16 protein-coding genes are annotated in these 16057 nt (G+C 46.3%); 1 reads left to right on the plus strand and 15 read right to left on the minus strand.

Features of this window, described 5'->3' with window-relative positions; genetic code table 11:
• Positions 1-97: 97 nt before the first annotated feature.
• The 15 genes from A5868_RS12265 to A5868_RS12335 form a co-directional block, all read right to left on the minus strand.
• On the minus strand, positions 98-925 hold the full coding sequence (locus A5868_RS12265) for an ABC transporter permease (RefSeq protein ID WP_010779783.1): 828 nt from the start codon (positions 923-925) through the stop codon (positions 98-100).
• Positions 925-1947: an ABC transporter permease gene (locus tag A5868_RS12270; protein WP_010779782.1), complete on the minus strand. Its 1023-nt coding sequence runs from the start codon at positions 1945-1947 to the stop codon at positions 925-927. The genes A5868_RS12265 and A5868_RS12270 overlap by 1 nt, the downstream gene beginning before the upstream one ends.
• Positions 1948-1971: 24 nt before the next feature.
• Complete coding sequence (locus A5868_RS12275; protein WP_010779781.1) at positions 1972-3576, minus strand: ABC transporter substrate-binding protein; 1605 nt, start codon at positions 3574-3576, stop codon at positions 1972-1974.
• An 89-nt stretch (positions 3577-3665) separates the two neighbouring features.
• A complete protein-coding gene (locus A5868_RS12280; RefSeq protein ID WP_086303317.1) occupies positions 3666-4649 on the minus strand; it encodes an ABC transporter ATP-binding protein in 984 nt (327 codons plus the stop codon).
• A complete protein-coding gene (locus A5868_RS12285) occupies positions 4650-5642 on the minus strand; it encodes an ABC transporter ATP-binding protein (RefSeq protein WP_086303316.1) in 993 nt (330 codons plus the stop codon).
• 390 nt (positions 5643-6032) lie between these two features.
• Complete coding sequence (locus tag A5868_RS12290) at positions 6033-6467, minus strand: hypothetical protein (RefSeq protein WP_086303315.1); 435 nt, start codon at positions 6465-6467, stop codon at positions 6033-6035.
• A gap of 232 nt (positions 6468-6699) precedes the next feature.
• Entirely contained in the window at positions 6700-7437 is a 738-nt protein-coding gene (gene dagF / locus A5868_RS12295) for a 2-dehydro-3-deoxy-phosphogluconate aldolase (protein ID WP_086303314.1), read from the minus strand.
• A 61-nt stretch (positions 7438-7498) separates the two neighbouring features.
• Complete coding sequence (locus A5868_RS12300; protein WP_086303313.1) at positions 7499-8587, minus strand: DgaE family pyridoxal phosphate-dependent ammonia lyase; 1089 nt, start codon at positions 8585-8587, stop codon at positions 7499-7501.
• Entirely contained in the window at positions 8571-9683 is a 1113-nt protein-coding gene (locus A5868_RS12305) for an amidohydrolase/deacetylase family metallohydrolase (RefSeq protein ID WP_086303312.1), read from the minus strand. The genes A5868_RS12300 and A5868_RS12305 overlap by 17 nt, the downstream gene beginning before the upstream one ends.
• A gap of 15 nt (positions 9684-9698) precedes the next feature.
• Positions 9699-10391, minus strand: a complete 693-nt coding sequence (locus tag A5868_RS12310; RefSeq protein ID WP_086303311.1) for a DUF4310 family protein — start codon at positions 10389-10391, stop codon at positions 9699-9701.
• Between the two features lie 58 nt (positions 10392-10449).
• Positions 10450-11229 (minus strand): DUF4311 domain-containing protein, encoded by a 780-nt coding sequence (locus tag A5868_RS12315; protein ID WP_010779773.1) that lies wholly within the window; start codon positions 11227-11229, stop codon positions 10450-10452.
• Between the two features lie 15 nt (positions 11230-11244).
• On the minus strand, positions 11245-11601 hold the full coding sequence (locus tag A5868_RS12320) for a DUF4312 family protein (protein ID WP_086303310.1): 357 nt from the start codon (positions 11599-11601) through the stop codon (positions 11245-11247).
• A 12-nt stretch (positions 11602-11613) separates the two neighbouring features.
• Positions 11614-11967, minus strand: coding sequence for a glycine-rich SFCGS family protein (locus tag A5868_RS12325; protein WP_086303309.1), 354 nt, complete (start codon positions 11965-11967; stop codon positions 11614-11616).
• A gap of 17 nt (positions 11968-11984) precedes the next feature.
• Positions 11985-12311 (minus strand): PRD domain-containing protein, encoded by a 327-nt coding sequence (locus A5868_RS12330; protein ID WP_010779770.1) that lies wholly within the window; start codon positions 12309-12311, stop codon positions 11985-11987.
• 126 nt (positions 12312-12437) lie between these two features.
• Positions 12438-14282, minus strand: coding sequence for a BglG family transcription antiterminator (locus A5868_RS12335; protein WP_086303308.1), 1845 nt, complete (start codon positions 14280-14282; stop codon positions 12438-12440).
• A gap of 426 nt (positions 14283-14708) precedes the next feature.
• Here A5868_RS12335 and A5868_RS12340 point away from each other — a divergent pair, with 426 nt between their 5' ends.
• On the plus strand, positions 14709-16034 hold the full coding sequence (locus A5868_RS12340) for a DUF6056 family protein (RefSeq protein ID WP_086303307.1): 1326 nt from the start codon (positions 14709-14711) through the stop codon (positions 16032-16034).
• Positions 16035-16057 lie beyond the last annotated feature (23 nt).

Below are 16057 nucleotides of genomic sequence, written 5' to 3' on the forward strand. Positions count from 1 at the left end.
CCTCCGACTCACAAAACTTAGTTTAACAGACTGATTTCCTATGTCAATGCTGCTCGTTCAACTAGCGAAAGGCCGTATTTGTTTTTAACCTTTGACGTTACTTATTTTTTATTTTCGGATCGAGATAATCCCGCATCCCATCGCCCACAAAATTGGCACCGATCGACATCGAGAAGATCGCGATCCCCGGAAAGGTAGAGATCCACCAATAGTTCATGTTGTTGACGCCGTCAGAGACCATCGAGCCCCATTCAGGTGTCGGTGGCTGCGTTCCCAAGCCTAAGAAACTTAGACCGGAAAAGGTCACGATCGCATTCCCGATGTCCAAGGTCGCCATTACTAAAAGCGAACCTAACGCATTCGGAACGATCTCTTTGACTAAGATTCTGAGATGACTTGCGCCCAAGACCTTCGACGCGACGATGTATTCATTTTCTTTCAAGGTGATCACGAGACTGCGCATCAGCCGTGCATAGTTGGGCCACCAGATGATCGTCATCGCCAAGACCGAATTAAAAATACTCGGGCCTAATGCGGCTGCGATGACCATCGCCAAGATCAGCGGCGGAAAAGCCGCGATCAGCTCTGCAAACCGCATCATGATGTCATCCACGATCCCGCCGACATAACCGGCGATCCCGCCATAGATAGTTCCGATGACGATCGTGATACAGACCGTCACTAAGCCTGCCGTGATAGACACACGGCTTCCCATCAATACCCGAGAGAACACATCTCGGCCCAATTCATCAGTACCTAATAAATGCCCCGCTGAACCCGGTGCTAAAAAGCGCCCCATCATATCTTGCGCCAATGGATTTTTCGGAACGATCACAGGTGCAAGCACAGCGACGAGCACCCACAAAGCACAGATGACGATCCCTAATTTGAATAAAAAGTTTTTTTGCTTTAGTAGTCGTTTCATCAGCTGTACCTCACTCTCGGATCAATGACCCCATAAAGAATATCAATGAAGAGATTCAATACCACATTGATCATCGCGATCAGCAATGAGACCCCGCAGATCGCTGGAAAGTCTAGTGTGGTCGCTGAAAGATACGCATATTGTCCGATTCCCGGCCACGAGAAGATCTTCTCAACGAACACCATCCCGCCTAACAGATTGCTAAAGCCCATCCCCATCACGGTGATGACTGGGATCAAGGCATTTCCCAACGCGTGACGCAACACGATCTGGCGCTGCGACAATCCCTTCGCTTTCGCTGTTCGAATATAGTCCAATGAAGAAACCTCCAACAAATTCGAACGCGTCTGCCGCGAGATCAGTCCCATCGTGAAGAATCCAAGGACGATCGCCGGCAAGATCAAATGAGACAGCGCGTCATTCAACAGTGTCCAATTTCCGCTCGTCAATGCATCCAGCACATACAGGCCGGTTCCACCAGTGGGCGCGGACACCCGCGAACTGACTCGCCCGCCCCCTGGGAACAAGCGCCATTTTGAATAAAACAGCAGCAGCATGACTAATGCGAACCAGAAGTTCGGGATCGAGACCCCGCTGATTGAGATCGTACGAACTAGATAATCAAACGGCTTGTTGCGGTAAACGGCAGAGATGATCCCAAACGTGATCCCGAATAAAACAGCGATCAGCATCGCCATGATGGAGAGTTCCAAAGTCGCAGGGAAAAACTGTTTTAAATCACTGATAACTGGATTGCCAGTACGAATCGAAATCCCTAAATCCCCCCGCAGCAAATTGCTCAGGTAGATAAAATATTGTTCCATTAGCGGTTTGTCCAATCCCCAACGGGCTTTATACGCCGCTACTGCTGCAGGATCGCTCATCGCATTTGGACTCATGTTTGATGCGATCGGATCACTGGGAACGAGGTGGGAGATCATGAATACCAAAAACGTCACCCCAATGATCAAAAAGCAGACAAACACGAAGCGCCGTAATAAAAATCTAGCCATATTCCTCATACACTTTTGCCCCTTGCTTTTTGGTTAGTTGATCTCAACATCTTGGAAATTGATTTTTTGTACTTCGAAGTAGTTCACGCCTTTTAAGTTGTCACGGTAGGCCAATACTTTCGGATGTTGAACTAAGAACGCGTATGGCATGTCGTTCGCCAATAGTTTTTGTAATTCCTCTGATGCGGCCACTCGTTTGTCTTCATCAGATTCTGTTTGGATCGTTTTCTTCAATTCCTCCATCTTCGTATTCGAAGTATCCATCCATTTCGCCCGTTCACCAACTGTGTCGCCTGGTAAGAAGACTAACTGGTTATTGATCTCCATATAGTCTGGATGCCAATGCATCAGCAAGAAGGCTTCTTTCCCTTCACGATACGAATCGATAACGACCCCGATCTCAGAAGTTTCGATCTTGGCATTGATCCCGATTTTTTCTAAATCGTCTTTGATCTTTTGTCCTAAGGTCGTCCATGACATTCCCTCTGTATCAAAGTTCGCCACGGTGAATTTCACTTCAAAGCCATCCTTGTAGCCGGCTTCTTCCATCAATTTCTTCGCTTCGTCTAAATCTTGGTAATCTTCTTCTTTTTCTAACGCGCCGGTAAATCCTTTTGGTACGATATCTAATGGCAAGACAGATTTATCGCCTGAGATTTTCAACAGCTCTTTGTAATTGATCGCTTTACGAACCGCTTCTTGTACCTTCGGATTCGCCATCGGTCCACCGATTTTTTCATCTTGGTTCATTAATAAGAAGGTTGTTGTCGAGCCGACATAGTTCTTGATCTTCACGCCTTCTTGATCCTTCAATTGCGATACGTTGTCGACACCGATCCCTAACGCAATATCAATATCGCCTTGCTTCAACATTTGGATCTGAGTATTCACATCTGGGATCTCTTTGCAGATCACTTTGTCATTCTTCACTTCGCCCCAATATTCCTTGTTCTTGACCAAGCTCAATTCTTCGTTTTGTTTCCATTTGTCCAACGTGTACGCCCCAGAACCGGCAGAATTTGCATTCAGCCATTTTTCAGCCGTATCTTTAGAAGACGCGTCTTCTGCATCCGTTCCGCCGTGTTCTTTCACCACTTCAGAGTCCACGATCGCAAAAGAGTTGTTCGCCAGCTTCACTAAGAAGGCAGCATCCGGCTCCTTCAATGTGAATTTCACCGTGTAATCATCCGGTGTTTCGATGTTTTCCACATTTTCTGTATGATGCGTCGTATTACTCTTCAGGTTTTTGGTCCGCATCACACTAAATTTCACGTCTTTTGAAGTCAATTCGTTTCCGCTTGAGAATTTCACGCCTTCTTTGATTTTGAAGGTATGCACCTTTTGCGAATCATCTAATTCATGAGATTCCGCTAATGAAGGCTCTGGAGTCGAGGATTCATATGTGCGGTACAAATAGTCATACAACGCATAATAAACCATGTTCCCATAGACTTCATACCCATGATGAGGGTCCAAAGTTTTCAGATCAGAAGCCATCCCAACTACCAATGTCTTGTCGCCATCCCCGCTGCCGCCACCATCGTTTGACCCGTCTGTGCTGCCGCCACCGCCGCCGCAGCCAGCGAGTGTCAACATCACTAAACAAATGACGCTCCACAACATCTTTCCTTTTTTCATACCTTGTACTCCTCCTTATGTTTGCTAAATGTATTTAATTTTTCCTAGGAAAAATTAAGTCTGATTAACACGCCGCTGAGGCACAAAAGCTACCCCTCTTTTTTATGTAAATGACAAGCCACAAAGTGATCGTCTTTTACTTCCGTCAGTTCAGGAACGTCGGTTTTGCATACCGCCATCGCGAATGGACAACGCGTATGAAACTTACAGCCCGTTGGCGGATTCGCTGGACTCGGTACGTCTCCGGTCAGCACGATTCGTTCCGTCTTCGTCTTACTGATCGTCGGTGCTGCGGAGATCAAGGCCTTTGTATAAGGATGAAGCGTGTCGTTATACAGCGCATCCCGATCTGCCAACTCCACGATATTGCCTAAATACATCACCGCGATACGATCGCATAAATGATAGACCACACCTAAATCATGGGATATAAACATATACGTGAGGTCCAATTGCTTTTGCAATTCCACCAGCAAATTAATGACCTGTGCCTGAATCGATACATCCAACGCCGATACAGGCTCATCGCAAATGACGATCTCCGGTCGCAACGCCAACGCACGAGCGATCCCGATCCGCTGCTTTTGCCCCCCTGACATTTCATGAGGGTATCGCTTTTTGTAATTGGTCGCCAACCCTACAATGGTCAGCAGCCGATCGATTTCTGTCTCGATCTCTGCTTTCGTCATGTCCTTCTTATGATGGATCTGAAAAGGCTCCGCCAAAATGTCCCGTATCTTGTTCCGAGGATTCAGACAAGCAGATGGGTCTTGAAAAACAAGCTGGACTTTCGATCCAAAGGCGATTTTTTCTTTTCGATTCTTGAAGGCGCTGACATCTTGACCATCAATAATGATCGTTCCGTCCGTCACTGCCCCTAGGTTCAACATCGTCTTTCCTAGCGTGCTCTTGCCACAGCCGCTTTCTCCTACGATGCCGAATGTTTCTCCCTTGAATACCGTGATCGACACATCGTCCACTGCCTTCAGCGTGCCTTTTTTTCCTTTACTGTCGCGGATCTCAAAATATTGCTTCACATGTGTCATTTCAATAATCGGTTCTTGCGTCCTCATCTATGTCGTCACCTCGATCTCTTCTTCCGTCGAATACTTAAAGCAGCGAACCTTGCGCCCATGCTCGATCGTCGTGATCGCCGGACGTTTCTCCTTGCAGATAGGCATCGCGTAAGGACAACGGGGATGGAAGCTGCAGCCCTTCGGCATGTCGTCCAATTGGGGAACGACCCCTTCGATACTGCTCAATTCCCCCTTTTGATCGTTAATCGCAGGGATAGCCGCGATCAAGCCTTCCGTATATGGATGCTTCGGATCATCAAGGATCTCACGGATCAACCCTTCCTCCACGACTTTTCCGGTATACATCACGATCACGCGATCGCAAACTTCTGACACGACTCCTAAGTCATGTGTGATGAGAATGATCCCCATTTTGAGACGGTCCCTCAGCTCCTTCAGCACTTCCAGAATTTGCGCTTGGATCGTTACATCGAGAGCAGTCGTCGGTTCATCGGCGATCAAGAGTTGCGGATCGCAAGCAAGCGCCATGGCGATCATCACCCGTTGGCGCATCCCGCCGGACATCTGATGGGGGTATTCATTGAAGCGTTGTTCCGGCGCAGGGATGCCGACGAGCTTCAACAGCTCGATCGCCTTTTCCTTCGCCTCCGCCTTTGAACAGTCGGTATGGATCAACATAGACTCGATGATCTGATTCCCACATTTATGGAGCGGATTCAATGAAGTCATCGGCTCTTGGAAAATCATCGCCAAGTTATTGCCGCGAAACTGCTGCTTCTCTTTTTCCTTCATCGCTACGAGATCCGCTCCCTTGAAGAGCGCTCGCCCCGACACACTGCTCGTGGATTCATCCAATAAGCCCATGATGCTCAAAGACGTCACACTTTTCCCGCTGCCGCTTTCGCCAACGATTCCTAACGTTTCATTTTCATTTAATAGAAGCTCTAAATTATTTACGGCAGTTACTTCTCCGTTATAGGTCCGAAATTTGACCGTCAGTCCTTCGACCCGCAGTAGTTCTTTCTCCATAAAATAATTAACTCCCTACCTTTTTATTTTTAATTCAAGATTAAAAAATAACTATAGTCTCTCATTTTAAAATCGGCTTTTTTCATTTCTTTTGCTCAATATATCGCAAAAATATTTTATTTTTTGATTATACCAGTTGAAGAAAGATTGTCAATATAAAGTTTTAAGCACCTTTTTTAAAAACTCAGTGATATCACCTCTCATTGCACTAAACCCAAAAACATTCAATTTATTATTAAATTATTCTGAGTGACAAAGATTTAAAAAAACTGTATTTTATTTTTCTTCTTTTAATGACACTTTCAAGAACCTACAAATAACAAAAAAGAACCTTCGACAGTTTTCTTTTAAAAACTGTCGAAGGCTCTTGTCTTTCTATTGGACTAGCAGTTACATGAAGTTCTCAAAGCGACTCTCGATGATCCCCAGATGCAAGGCGTCAAAATCCCTAAACGACAGGCACGGAAAGGACTCCTTGTCGCAGTTTTCCGCCAAGTAGATCGGTTTGAATCCGAGTGCTTTTGCTGTTTCAAGCTGCTCCAGCGATTTTGAGATGAAATTGACCTTTTGATGGGCCAGCTCTACCTGCAGGAAATCGACCAGGCCATGAGGGATCGTTTCGGTTTCTTCCCCATTGATAGAAAAATCTAAATAATCTGCTAAATGCTGTTCCAGTAATACGTCGTTCATTGTTGCTTGATCATAGAACACTACACCGATTTGTTGCCCGCGGCTTTTCAGATAATCCAAGAGTTGGTGGATTTTCGTCTGATCTTCTTTCTTTAAAAAAATCGTCTCGCTTGAAAAGACAAATGTTTCGATCATTTCGTTTCCTCCTTGTGTCTTATTATTGTGCATTTTTTCACTAATAATAACAAAATTTTTATTGCCCACTCTATGCTGTTCTTCCTTTACAATAAAGTCTCCGTTTTATTAGCTCCCCTTTAACCTACAGCATTTTAAAAAAGCTGTCAACAATTTGTGTTTTATTTCACAAAATATTTTTATGAACAAGAAAAAGAAGCCCACGACATTCGTCAAAGGCTCCTAGAGTAGACTAAAGAACTTCTTTTACCATAGCTAACAATTTTTCAACGTCCTCGGGGCGTGTATCCCCTGTTGCTGAATCAATGATCGAGCTGTAAATATGAGGAATCACCTTTTCAACCCCCGCATCCAAAGCGATTTGAAGGATTTCTTGGAAGTTCTCCAAATCGATGCCGCCCGTTGGCTCCAGATAAAAATCATTTTCTGCGCACGCCTTTGCTACTGCCTGGTATTCCTCTTTGCAGGTCAAGCCCTTCATCGGGAAATACTTAAGGGAACTCCCCCCCATATCCTTCAAAAGCGCGATGGCCGTCTCAATAGGTACGATCGCCTCTGTTGTTTGGGCGCTCAAAGGACCTGTGGCAATATTGACGTACCCCACTTTGCCGCAAGGAGAGACCAGTCCGTTGATCACTGTCTCCTTTTGTCCTAACAGCGCGCGAGAGGTTCCCACACCTGTAAATACTTGATTCACGTGCTGCGGCTGCAACTCGCCAGAGATCCGCGAGACCATTTGGCTTTGGTTGGGATCACCGGCACCTAAGCCAACAGACAGCGCGTTTTCCGTCGCCTCCTGATAGTTCTTCATATCTGTGATGGCGGCCTCGTCACTGGTGTAGTTCTTTGATAGCACACCTAAAACGACGTGCCCTTCTGCCGCTTCGTAACATTCACGCGCGTTTTCGACTGAATTCGCTAAAACATTCAGACACACGCGATCTTTATAATATTTTGGTGTCAATGACATAATTGCTTGTTCCCCATTTCGATTGATTTAATTTCCTCTTGCTGCAATTGGTTCCGCTGATTTACAAAATCTCCTTCAGCCGGCTCACGATCTTCGCCATTTCCTCTTCGTCTACGGCACGAATATCGAATTCGATTATGCCGTTGTTGGCTTGGTATTCGCGGGTATAAATAGCAGGATCTTCCGCCTTCAAAGCCGCGATCACGGCTTTCGCTGATCCCTTTTCTATTTTCACACTGGCACGATAAATGTCGCGGCCTGCCCCATCCTGAACCACCGATGCCGTCAAACCATCGATCTGATTGAGTGCTTCGATAAAAGGAGTCAATCGCCCCTTCATCGACTCGCCGGTCTCAGCGCCCATCTTTAGTCGATCTTCCACGGCTTGTGTTAGACCCAGAATAGTGTCTTTCCCGATCTTCATGGCCCGACCAATGCCTTTCCCCTGCAGGCGGACCCACTCAATATACGAAGCTTTGCCGAGCACTAATCCGCTGCTGGGACCTTCAAGAGCCTTCGCTCCAGAGTAGATCACCAGATCTGCACCGGCTTGACTGTATTTAAACAGATCTTCTTCCGCTGCGGCATCTACGATCAAAGGCAAGTGATGCTTTTCAGCCACCGCCGCTGCCTCAGTCACTGTCAGCATGCTTTTTTGTACTGTATGATGGCTTTTGATATAGAGCAGCGCTGCCGTGTTTTCTGTGATCATCATTTCCATTTGTTCTGGTGAACAGCCATTGGCATAGCCGGCTTCAATGACGTGACCGCCTCCTTGGTTCACCATCACTTCAACGGGGGTTCCATAATCGACATTGTGCCCCTTCGGCAAAAGGATCTCCCGCTTCGTGATCCGCGTCGTGTAGGGATGGTAGGCGTGATAAAGACTGCCCTCACCGATCACCGCCGCGACGGATTGTGCGATCCCAGCGGAGGCCGAGGACACGATCTGCGCGTCCTCCACCTTAAGAAGCTCTGCGAGATAAGCGCCTGTCTGAATCAACAAGTCACTCATTTCAAAGAAGTGTTCGCCGCCGAAGCGCTGTGCCGCGAGAACTGATTCTGACACTTTTGATACGCCTAAGATCGTCATCTTTCCTGAGGCGTTGATGACCTCCTTCAAGCCAAATTTGTCATAGCTCATTGTCATAAATGGCGCCTCCAATAATTGTTTTCACTGGTTTGATCACTTCTTTTGCTACACGTGTGAAGCCATTTGAATCCGTCAGTATTTTTTCACCGTCTTCCACATCAAAGATCGTGATGTCCGCGTCAAAGCCTGCCGCTAAACGCCCTTTTTTCTCTAAATGGAAACAGCTCGCCGGAACGACGGTCACCTTCTCGAGAATCTCTTCCCATGAATAGCCTACGACCCGCAGCTTTTCCATCGTGGTCGCCAAATCATACACCGGCCCATTCTCACGATTGCGGTGATAAATGTCTGTACTGATAGTCGTTGCTTTGATGCCTTCTTTTAACGACCTCTCTGCAACATGGAAATTAAAGCTGTCGGTCCCATGCCCAATGTCAAAGACGATCCCTTTTTCATAGGCAGCTTTGGCAAAATCCTTGATCTGATCGGTCTCTTGATTTAAAATTCCGTTCGGCTTGCCATTGAAGCAATGCGTCAGCACATCGCCTTCATCGAGGAGCGCCAATACGTCTCGCAGTTCCGGCGGTGCCGATCCAATGTGGATCATTAATGGCAGGTCGTCGTTTTCTTGTTGGATCTCCTTTGCCAGCTCTAACGGTGTGATCCCATTCTCTCCCACGACCGTCTTGCTCATGCGTGCCTTCAAGCCAATGACGAACTGGGGAAGCTCAGCGATCCGTGCTTTTACCAAGTCTGCTTGGATCTTCGACAGATCCGCTAATTCGTCCTGCTCGACGATCCCCCACTTAGAGATATTCATTAGCGCGTAGACATTGGTTTTGACCTTCTTCGCCAGCTCATAGAAATCACCGATATTTTCCGCGCCAGTCGTTCCCGCATCGATCACGGTCGTAACACCTTTTGTTACGCCGATCTCATCTGGGTAATCATAATAGAGGCTCATTTTTTCGTAGCAATGTACGTGATCATCGATCCAACCAGCAGAAACATAATGTGCATCGGCTAAGTCGATCACCTCTTTTGCAGAGGACTCGATCTGAGTGTCCACGTTTAAGATCACGCCATCTTTTATCGCAACTTCTACTTTTTCTCCGTCCATCCGTTTGCCGTTTTTGATTAATACATCAAACATCCTTCTGCCTTCTTTCTATTGGAGCGCTACTGGGAAGATCGTCCCAAGGATCATTGCGCCAAGGATCGCGCCGCCAGCGATCGGTTTTTTCCAAGCATAAAAGCCCAGTGCACCTAAAGTCGCGCCAATCCCGATCGGAATCGATGCCCCGCAGGCACTCAAAATGATCAATGGACCTAAGAAACGGCCAGAAGAGTTTCCGGCACCCATCATGACATCTGCCCCAAAAGTCGAATTTGCCTGATTGATCGTGAATTTACGGATCAAACTGATCACGCCGCCCACCAGCAATCCTAAAACAGCCCCTGTCATCAAGGACAAAGCAAAGTTGTCGATCGGTGCGCGGATACCCATGCTCAAGAAGATCGCCGGAATCCCGATACCGATACCGGTCAAGATCGAACCACCCAAGTCCAATATCCCGACCAACGATCCCTCTAAAATACGTGCAAACAAGAAGCTTGCTCCGAAGGCCGCGGCAGCGCCATACGAGCCGCCATCAAGTCCCGCCTTCAGCATCGCCACGATCGATACTTCGTTAAAGGCCCCAACTCCGTGCACCACATACATATGTGTGCCGGCAAAAACAGCCGCGGCCATGATTCCTACAGTGATGGGAAACGCCCAATCCGCATACCAGAAACTTTTCGCCTTCTTCTCTTCAGAAAGTGCGAGTTGCTCTTTGCTCAATTCTTCTGTGTTGTCCATTTATTTTCCTCCTCAGCGTATTTGTGTGTCGCTGCTTATCTAGTTATCCTTCTATTTTCTAACTCAACCCAAGCATTTTATGGATGTTTTCCAACCAATTTGGTGCCTGCAGCTTGAAGCTTTCCAAGACTTGCAGATCAAAGCCGCGGAAGAATCCACTAAGAATGAAGAGTGCCACGATCGCCACCATCATCATCTTCGTTACTTTCGACCAGCCGATCTCATCGACCCCTTTACCGATCAAGATACCCAGTACCACACCCGGTACCGCGTTGCCCATGATCAATTGGGCGATCCCGCCGAAGAGTGTGCCCCAGAAGCCTGTCCGTTTTCCAGCATCCAACGCTGCGAGCCAGAAGATGACGGGCATAACGATGTTGATCAAGGTCGTTGCTGCGGGTACCAATACCGCCACCGCAGTTACTTGCAGTGCTTCAGGAATCGCTGCAGCCGTTGAATTAAGAAAGGCAACGACGATCGCACCCACCACTGCACCAACAAAGCCCATTTTACGAGGATCGTGCATGGATTCTGCCACATTTTTATTTTTAGCTAATAAGACCGAAGCTGCCCAGTTTGGAATGATCCGATGCGTCACATCCTGTGTGAAGGCACCGGCTCCCACCGTTGATGCCCAGGCGTTGAAGAAAAAGCCTAATCCGAATGAGAAATGCGACGCCGGATCACCCATACAGGCATTCATTTCTCCTAATGTACGGAAGGCCCCTAATCCTTGCGTACTTGGTGCATGAAACATCCGTGCGGCCCCCATCGAGGCAGAAAAGCCCAACAAACCGCCAATGATGATTGATTTGATCAAAATTATTGTAAATTCCACTTCATAACTTCCCTTCTATGTTCTGATTTTTTTGGAAATGACCGGGATAGGAACGCCGTCTGGATCACTCGTCCTCTCTTGCGTAAAGACGACCTCATTGGCCTGCAAAGTCGTCACGTTGACTGTCACTTCAAGCACCACATGAAAGCTGGTTCTTTTTCGCGGAAAGAAGAAAAAGAGAAAGCGTTCCTTGTAGGTTTTTTCGACCGCTTTTACCACTTCCACCTCTACTGGCTCGATCCGTAAAATGACTTCCGATTCCTGCATCATTTTCTTTTGGATATCTCCCAGTGCACTTGCGAATGCATGCTGCTTGGTATCGCCTTTGCCTTCCACTGACACGATGACTTGTTGGCATTCTTGAATACTCATTTGCTCATCTCCCTAATTGTGCTTCTTCTCAAAGGCTTCAACCAATCGTTTGCCTAACTCTTCTTGATCCATAAAGCCAAAGCCTAAAACGGTCTTGCCATCATTGATCGCCGTGATCCCCTCTTCGAGCGAACGCATCCCATGACGCTCTGGATACCCATATTTTGTTGCCGCGGTCAGTGCGCCTGCGCCCCCGCTTCCGCAAAAAGAGATGCCCATATCTGCTTTTTCCTGCTGCATCACATCGCCTAAACGCATATCTGCGCCCATGCCCGGTACCACGACGGCTCTTCCGCCTGCTGCTTCTACACCTTTTGCTACATTTTGTCCTTTACCCATACGGTCTGCGATTACTACTGTGATCATTTATTTTTCCCCCTAAATTAATTTTGTTTGGCTGTTTCAAAGTGGATCGATAATACATACATCTCATCCTGTGAAGGGTTGTTGATCTTCTTCACAACTCCTTCTGCTAACTGCAATGCTTCTTGCGAGACTTCGCTGAACATCGTCGGATCGACTTCAGGAATCGCCTCTTGTTCTTTGGAACGCTTCAGCATCGCATCCAGATGGTTGATCAAAATCGTCCATTGCAATTCTGTCGGTTCTATCCTCGCTGCCTTCAGCTCACTTCCGAGCCAATCCAGCAATTCTTTTAATTCCTTTTGGTACTCACTCGTTGCAATGATTTGTAGCGCCTCTCCAGTCACGGTCGTTCACTTCCTCCTTTTTCATATTACTGTAATTATTTTTCTTATCAGAAAAATAAGTTTGATCTTCAAGCCGTATACCTTTTTATTGATACCCTTCGACAAAGCGAATGCCTATTTAGAAATTCATGCTTTGATATACGCAAACAGGGCATTGATCTCTGATTGATTGATAGCCAGGTTGTGTTCAGTGAATAAGTGCGCGATCTGTTTGGTGTATGACGCTGCCACAGTATTCGCTTCTTCTACCTTGCTGCCTTCCATTGTGTATTGCTGGTCAAAGGTGATGCGGTGGACCATCAAAAATACATGCAGCAAGAATGCTTCGCGGTATTCTTGATTGAGCTGCTCTTGAAAGACGAGCAATAATTTTTCATAGATCGTGTATGCCTGTAAAATCAGCTCTTTGCTGAAATCCTCTAGCGATGTTCGATTTCCTGCCGGCTCCAGTCGCAACTTTCGAGTGCCTTTTTGCGGAGACTGCTGCAGGATTTTTTTGACTGCCTGCTGGATCTTCTCCAGATCCTGTTTCGTCGGCAGCGGATGCACCTTGATAAATTCGCAATCCATTCCTTCGATCGGAAAAATGCTGATGACCAATTCTGGTTCCTTTTGCTTAATGATCTCCTGGGCATTCAACACAGACGCAAATGCAGCGATCTCGATATTCGATAGCTCCTCCGAGATTTTCTGCTTGATCAGACTTGTCACTCCTAACCCCGTCGAGCAAACGTAAACGGCACGGACACTCCTGAGGTCGGCCGCTTTTTCATAAGAAACGAGAAAATGAAGCGCGATGTAGGCGATAAACGAATCATTGATCAACAGGCTTTTCCCTTGGATCTCCCGTCGTACGACCGTTTCGATGGCTTCAAAGAGTTCGGGATACTTGGCTTTGATGTCCTCTTTGAAGGGGTTGTACTCATTCACAAATTTTTGTTTGCGAGACAGCCGCATCGATAAGTGTGCGTAGAGATTCGTCAAGAGCTGCGGATCATTAAAGAATGAATAATTGATTTTTTTACTTACCTTTAAGATCAAATTTTCCGTCAAAGTCATGACATCCTGCTGCGGATCATTCTCGAAGGTATCGCTGTAAATGTAGCGGTATTCGTCTTCAAACAGCGGCAATTGATACTGATCGAAGACTTGCTGCATCAATAAGTAAGAGAGTTCCTGTTGTTCTTTTGGATCATTCAACAGTTGATACCGACCGATCGTGTATTCATTTTGCAAACGCACCGTAGCGATCGCGACGCGTATCAACATATTCAGCAGCTCTGCATAATTCAGCTCCGACGTATCGATTTGCTTCAGCAATTGCCTCATATCTCCCAAAACTTGATTGAAGACTTTTTGAAAAGCCGTTTCCTTCGCTGAATACAGCTCATAGCCTTCCTGCTTTTCACTTTGCAAAAGCAGGTCCATGATTTTATAGATGTCGTAATCCGTCAGGTCCTTTTGCAAAACCTCCTCGATCAATAGCCGAACCTGGTGCTCCGGTCCTGTGATCAGAAACCCTTTGCGGGGCACACGCGCCAAGGTCAATCCTAGAGATTCCAAGCGCGCTTCTAAAACCTCCAGATCATTTAGGATCGTGTCCTTGCTGACCATCAGCCGATCCGCTAATTCCAAAGAAGTGATCGCTTGGTTCGTCAGCATCAAATGGATACTTAACCGATCCAGCCGCAGCGTCTGATCCGCAAACAGCTCCAATCGATCGACGCCCATCAACTCACTTTTCAGCTTGATCCTTTCGGAATCACTCAAGACTAGCCAGACCCCCTGACTCCTTTTGCTCGTCAGGTCGTGATTTCGTTCCTTCAGCCAAGCACGGATGCTGTCTAGATCATATTTGATCGTGCGTACGCTTACATTCCGCTGATCTGCTAGCTCCTTTGTCGTCATCGGCTCCGTATTCTCAAGTAATTGAAACAAAACCTGTATTTGTCGTTTCGTTATCTGCTGCATGCTGCTCTCTCCTTACACCTATTACTATAGTGATTTGTGTTTCCCGTAACAATATGAAATGGTTGCACTTACTCTAGTGCAACAAATTCACATCTCATCGTATATTTAGTGGCTCTTTGCAGCGTCTATTCAAAAATACTGCCCAATACGCAGTCATTCTCTGCAAAACGATTGCACTAAGCCTTTCTTAAAGTAGCATCTTCAAGACCTTCTGTAACGCATTATTCAAAAACTTTTTTTCTTATTAAAATCTTTGATAGAAACCCCCGTTTAAATAACTTCTATTATCAATCGATCCTTGCGAAAACAATAATAATCACATTAAAAAAAACTACAAATAATTATTGAATTTTTTTCACAAATTCATTTTCCAGCCGCCGAGCTGTGATACATTATCTGTTGACTGTATGACGAAAGGAGACTTCGATGCTCAACGAAAATTTCTTACCTACAAAAAAATCCGCCTTGCCAGCATGGCCTACACTCAAGCGGCTCTTGCTGCTGACTAGCGGAATAGCCATGATTTTGTTCTTGAATTTCAATAAAATCAGTTTTTTCGCAGAAGATTTGTTTTTTATCCAATCGGATCAGCAATTGTTGATGCTGACCTTGGCTGAGCGTTATGAAACTTGGACTTCTCGTCTGCTGATTGAAGGCCTGTTGCTCTTTTTCGCCCACCACCTGTTTTTATGGCGGCTTTGCAACAGTGTGATGATGATTCTGTTTGCTCTTTTTTTAGCACTCTACACGACGTCTCAGCGAAAAGTTGTTCATCTGTATTTAGCGCTGCTTTTCTTTTTTACGATCCCTTTGAAAACCTTGCAGACTGCCGGCTGGCTGACCACTAGTTTGAATTATTTATGGCCTGTGACCGTGGGGTTGATCGGTATCTTTCCTATTCTGAAATGGTATAAGAACGGCGCTCGCAGCGGTGCGACCACTCAGATCTTTTGCAACTTTTTACTGCTCTTTGCCTGCAATTCAGAGGTCGTGGCGCTATTTCTATTGCTGTTGCTGCTGGGGTTGATCAGCTATTCCTACATCAAGGATGGAAAATTCCCTAAGCTGCTGGTTTTCCCAGTGCTGATCAGTTATTGCAGTATTCTTTTTGCTCTCCACGCTCCCGGCAGTATGGCGAGAAGAATGCAGGAAGCAAAAGTGACTTTCAATGATTTTCAACAGGTTAGTTTGTTTCATAAGCTTGATCTAGGCTTCTCTTCTACCTGCTATGAATTTTTCTTCAGCAGCAATCTCTTGGTCCTTTTCTTCTTTTCTTTGATTCTTTTAGGGGTCCTTCGCAACCAGTCGTCCCATTTCACGCGGTTTTCTGCCTGTATGCCGACAGTCATCCTGTTTGGTTCTGTGATCCAACGTTCCCTCAGTCATTGGCGAGCGCAAAGCATGGCGGCACGCACACTGAAAAGCGTCAACACGCAGCTCTTTCCTTACGACGAGATTCTCTTTGCACTATTGTTTCTTTGTACGTTATGGGCGCTGATCCATTCCGTAAAAAGCATAAAAAAAGGGATTTTCTTGAGCTTTCTTTTTCTGACAGGCTTCATCATGCGTGTTTTGATCGGGTTCACCCCCGCGATCTGGTCGTCTGACTTCCGTACATTTTTCATTTTCTATGTATGTATCCTGTATCTCTCGCTGATCCTTTATCAGGAATCCTTCTATTTACCCTATACAAAATATTTGGTTCTTTTTTTCAATCTCGCAGGGCTGTTCACCTTTCTTTCCTTGCTATAGCAAAAGACCATGCCAACGCGGCA

Origin of the sequence: Enterococcus sp. 12F9_DIV0723 (assembly GCF_002174375.1) — a bacterium.
Taxonomy (GTDB): domain Bacteria; phylum Bacillota; class Bacilli; order Lactobacillales; family Enterococcaceae; genus Enterococcus_A; species Enterococcus_A gilvus.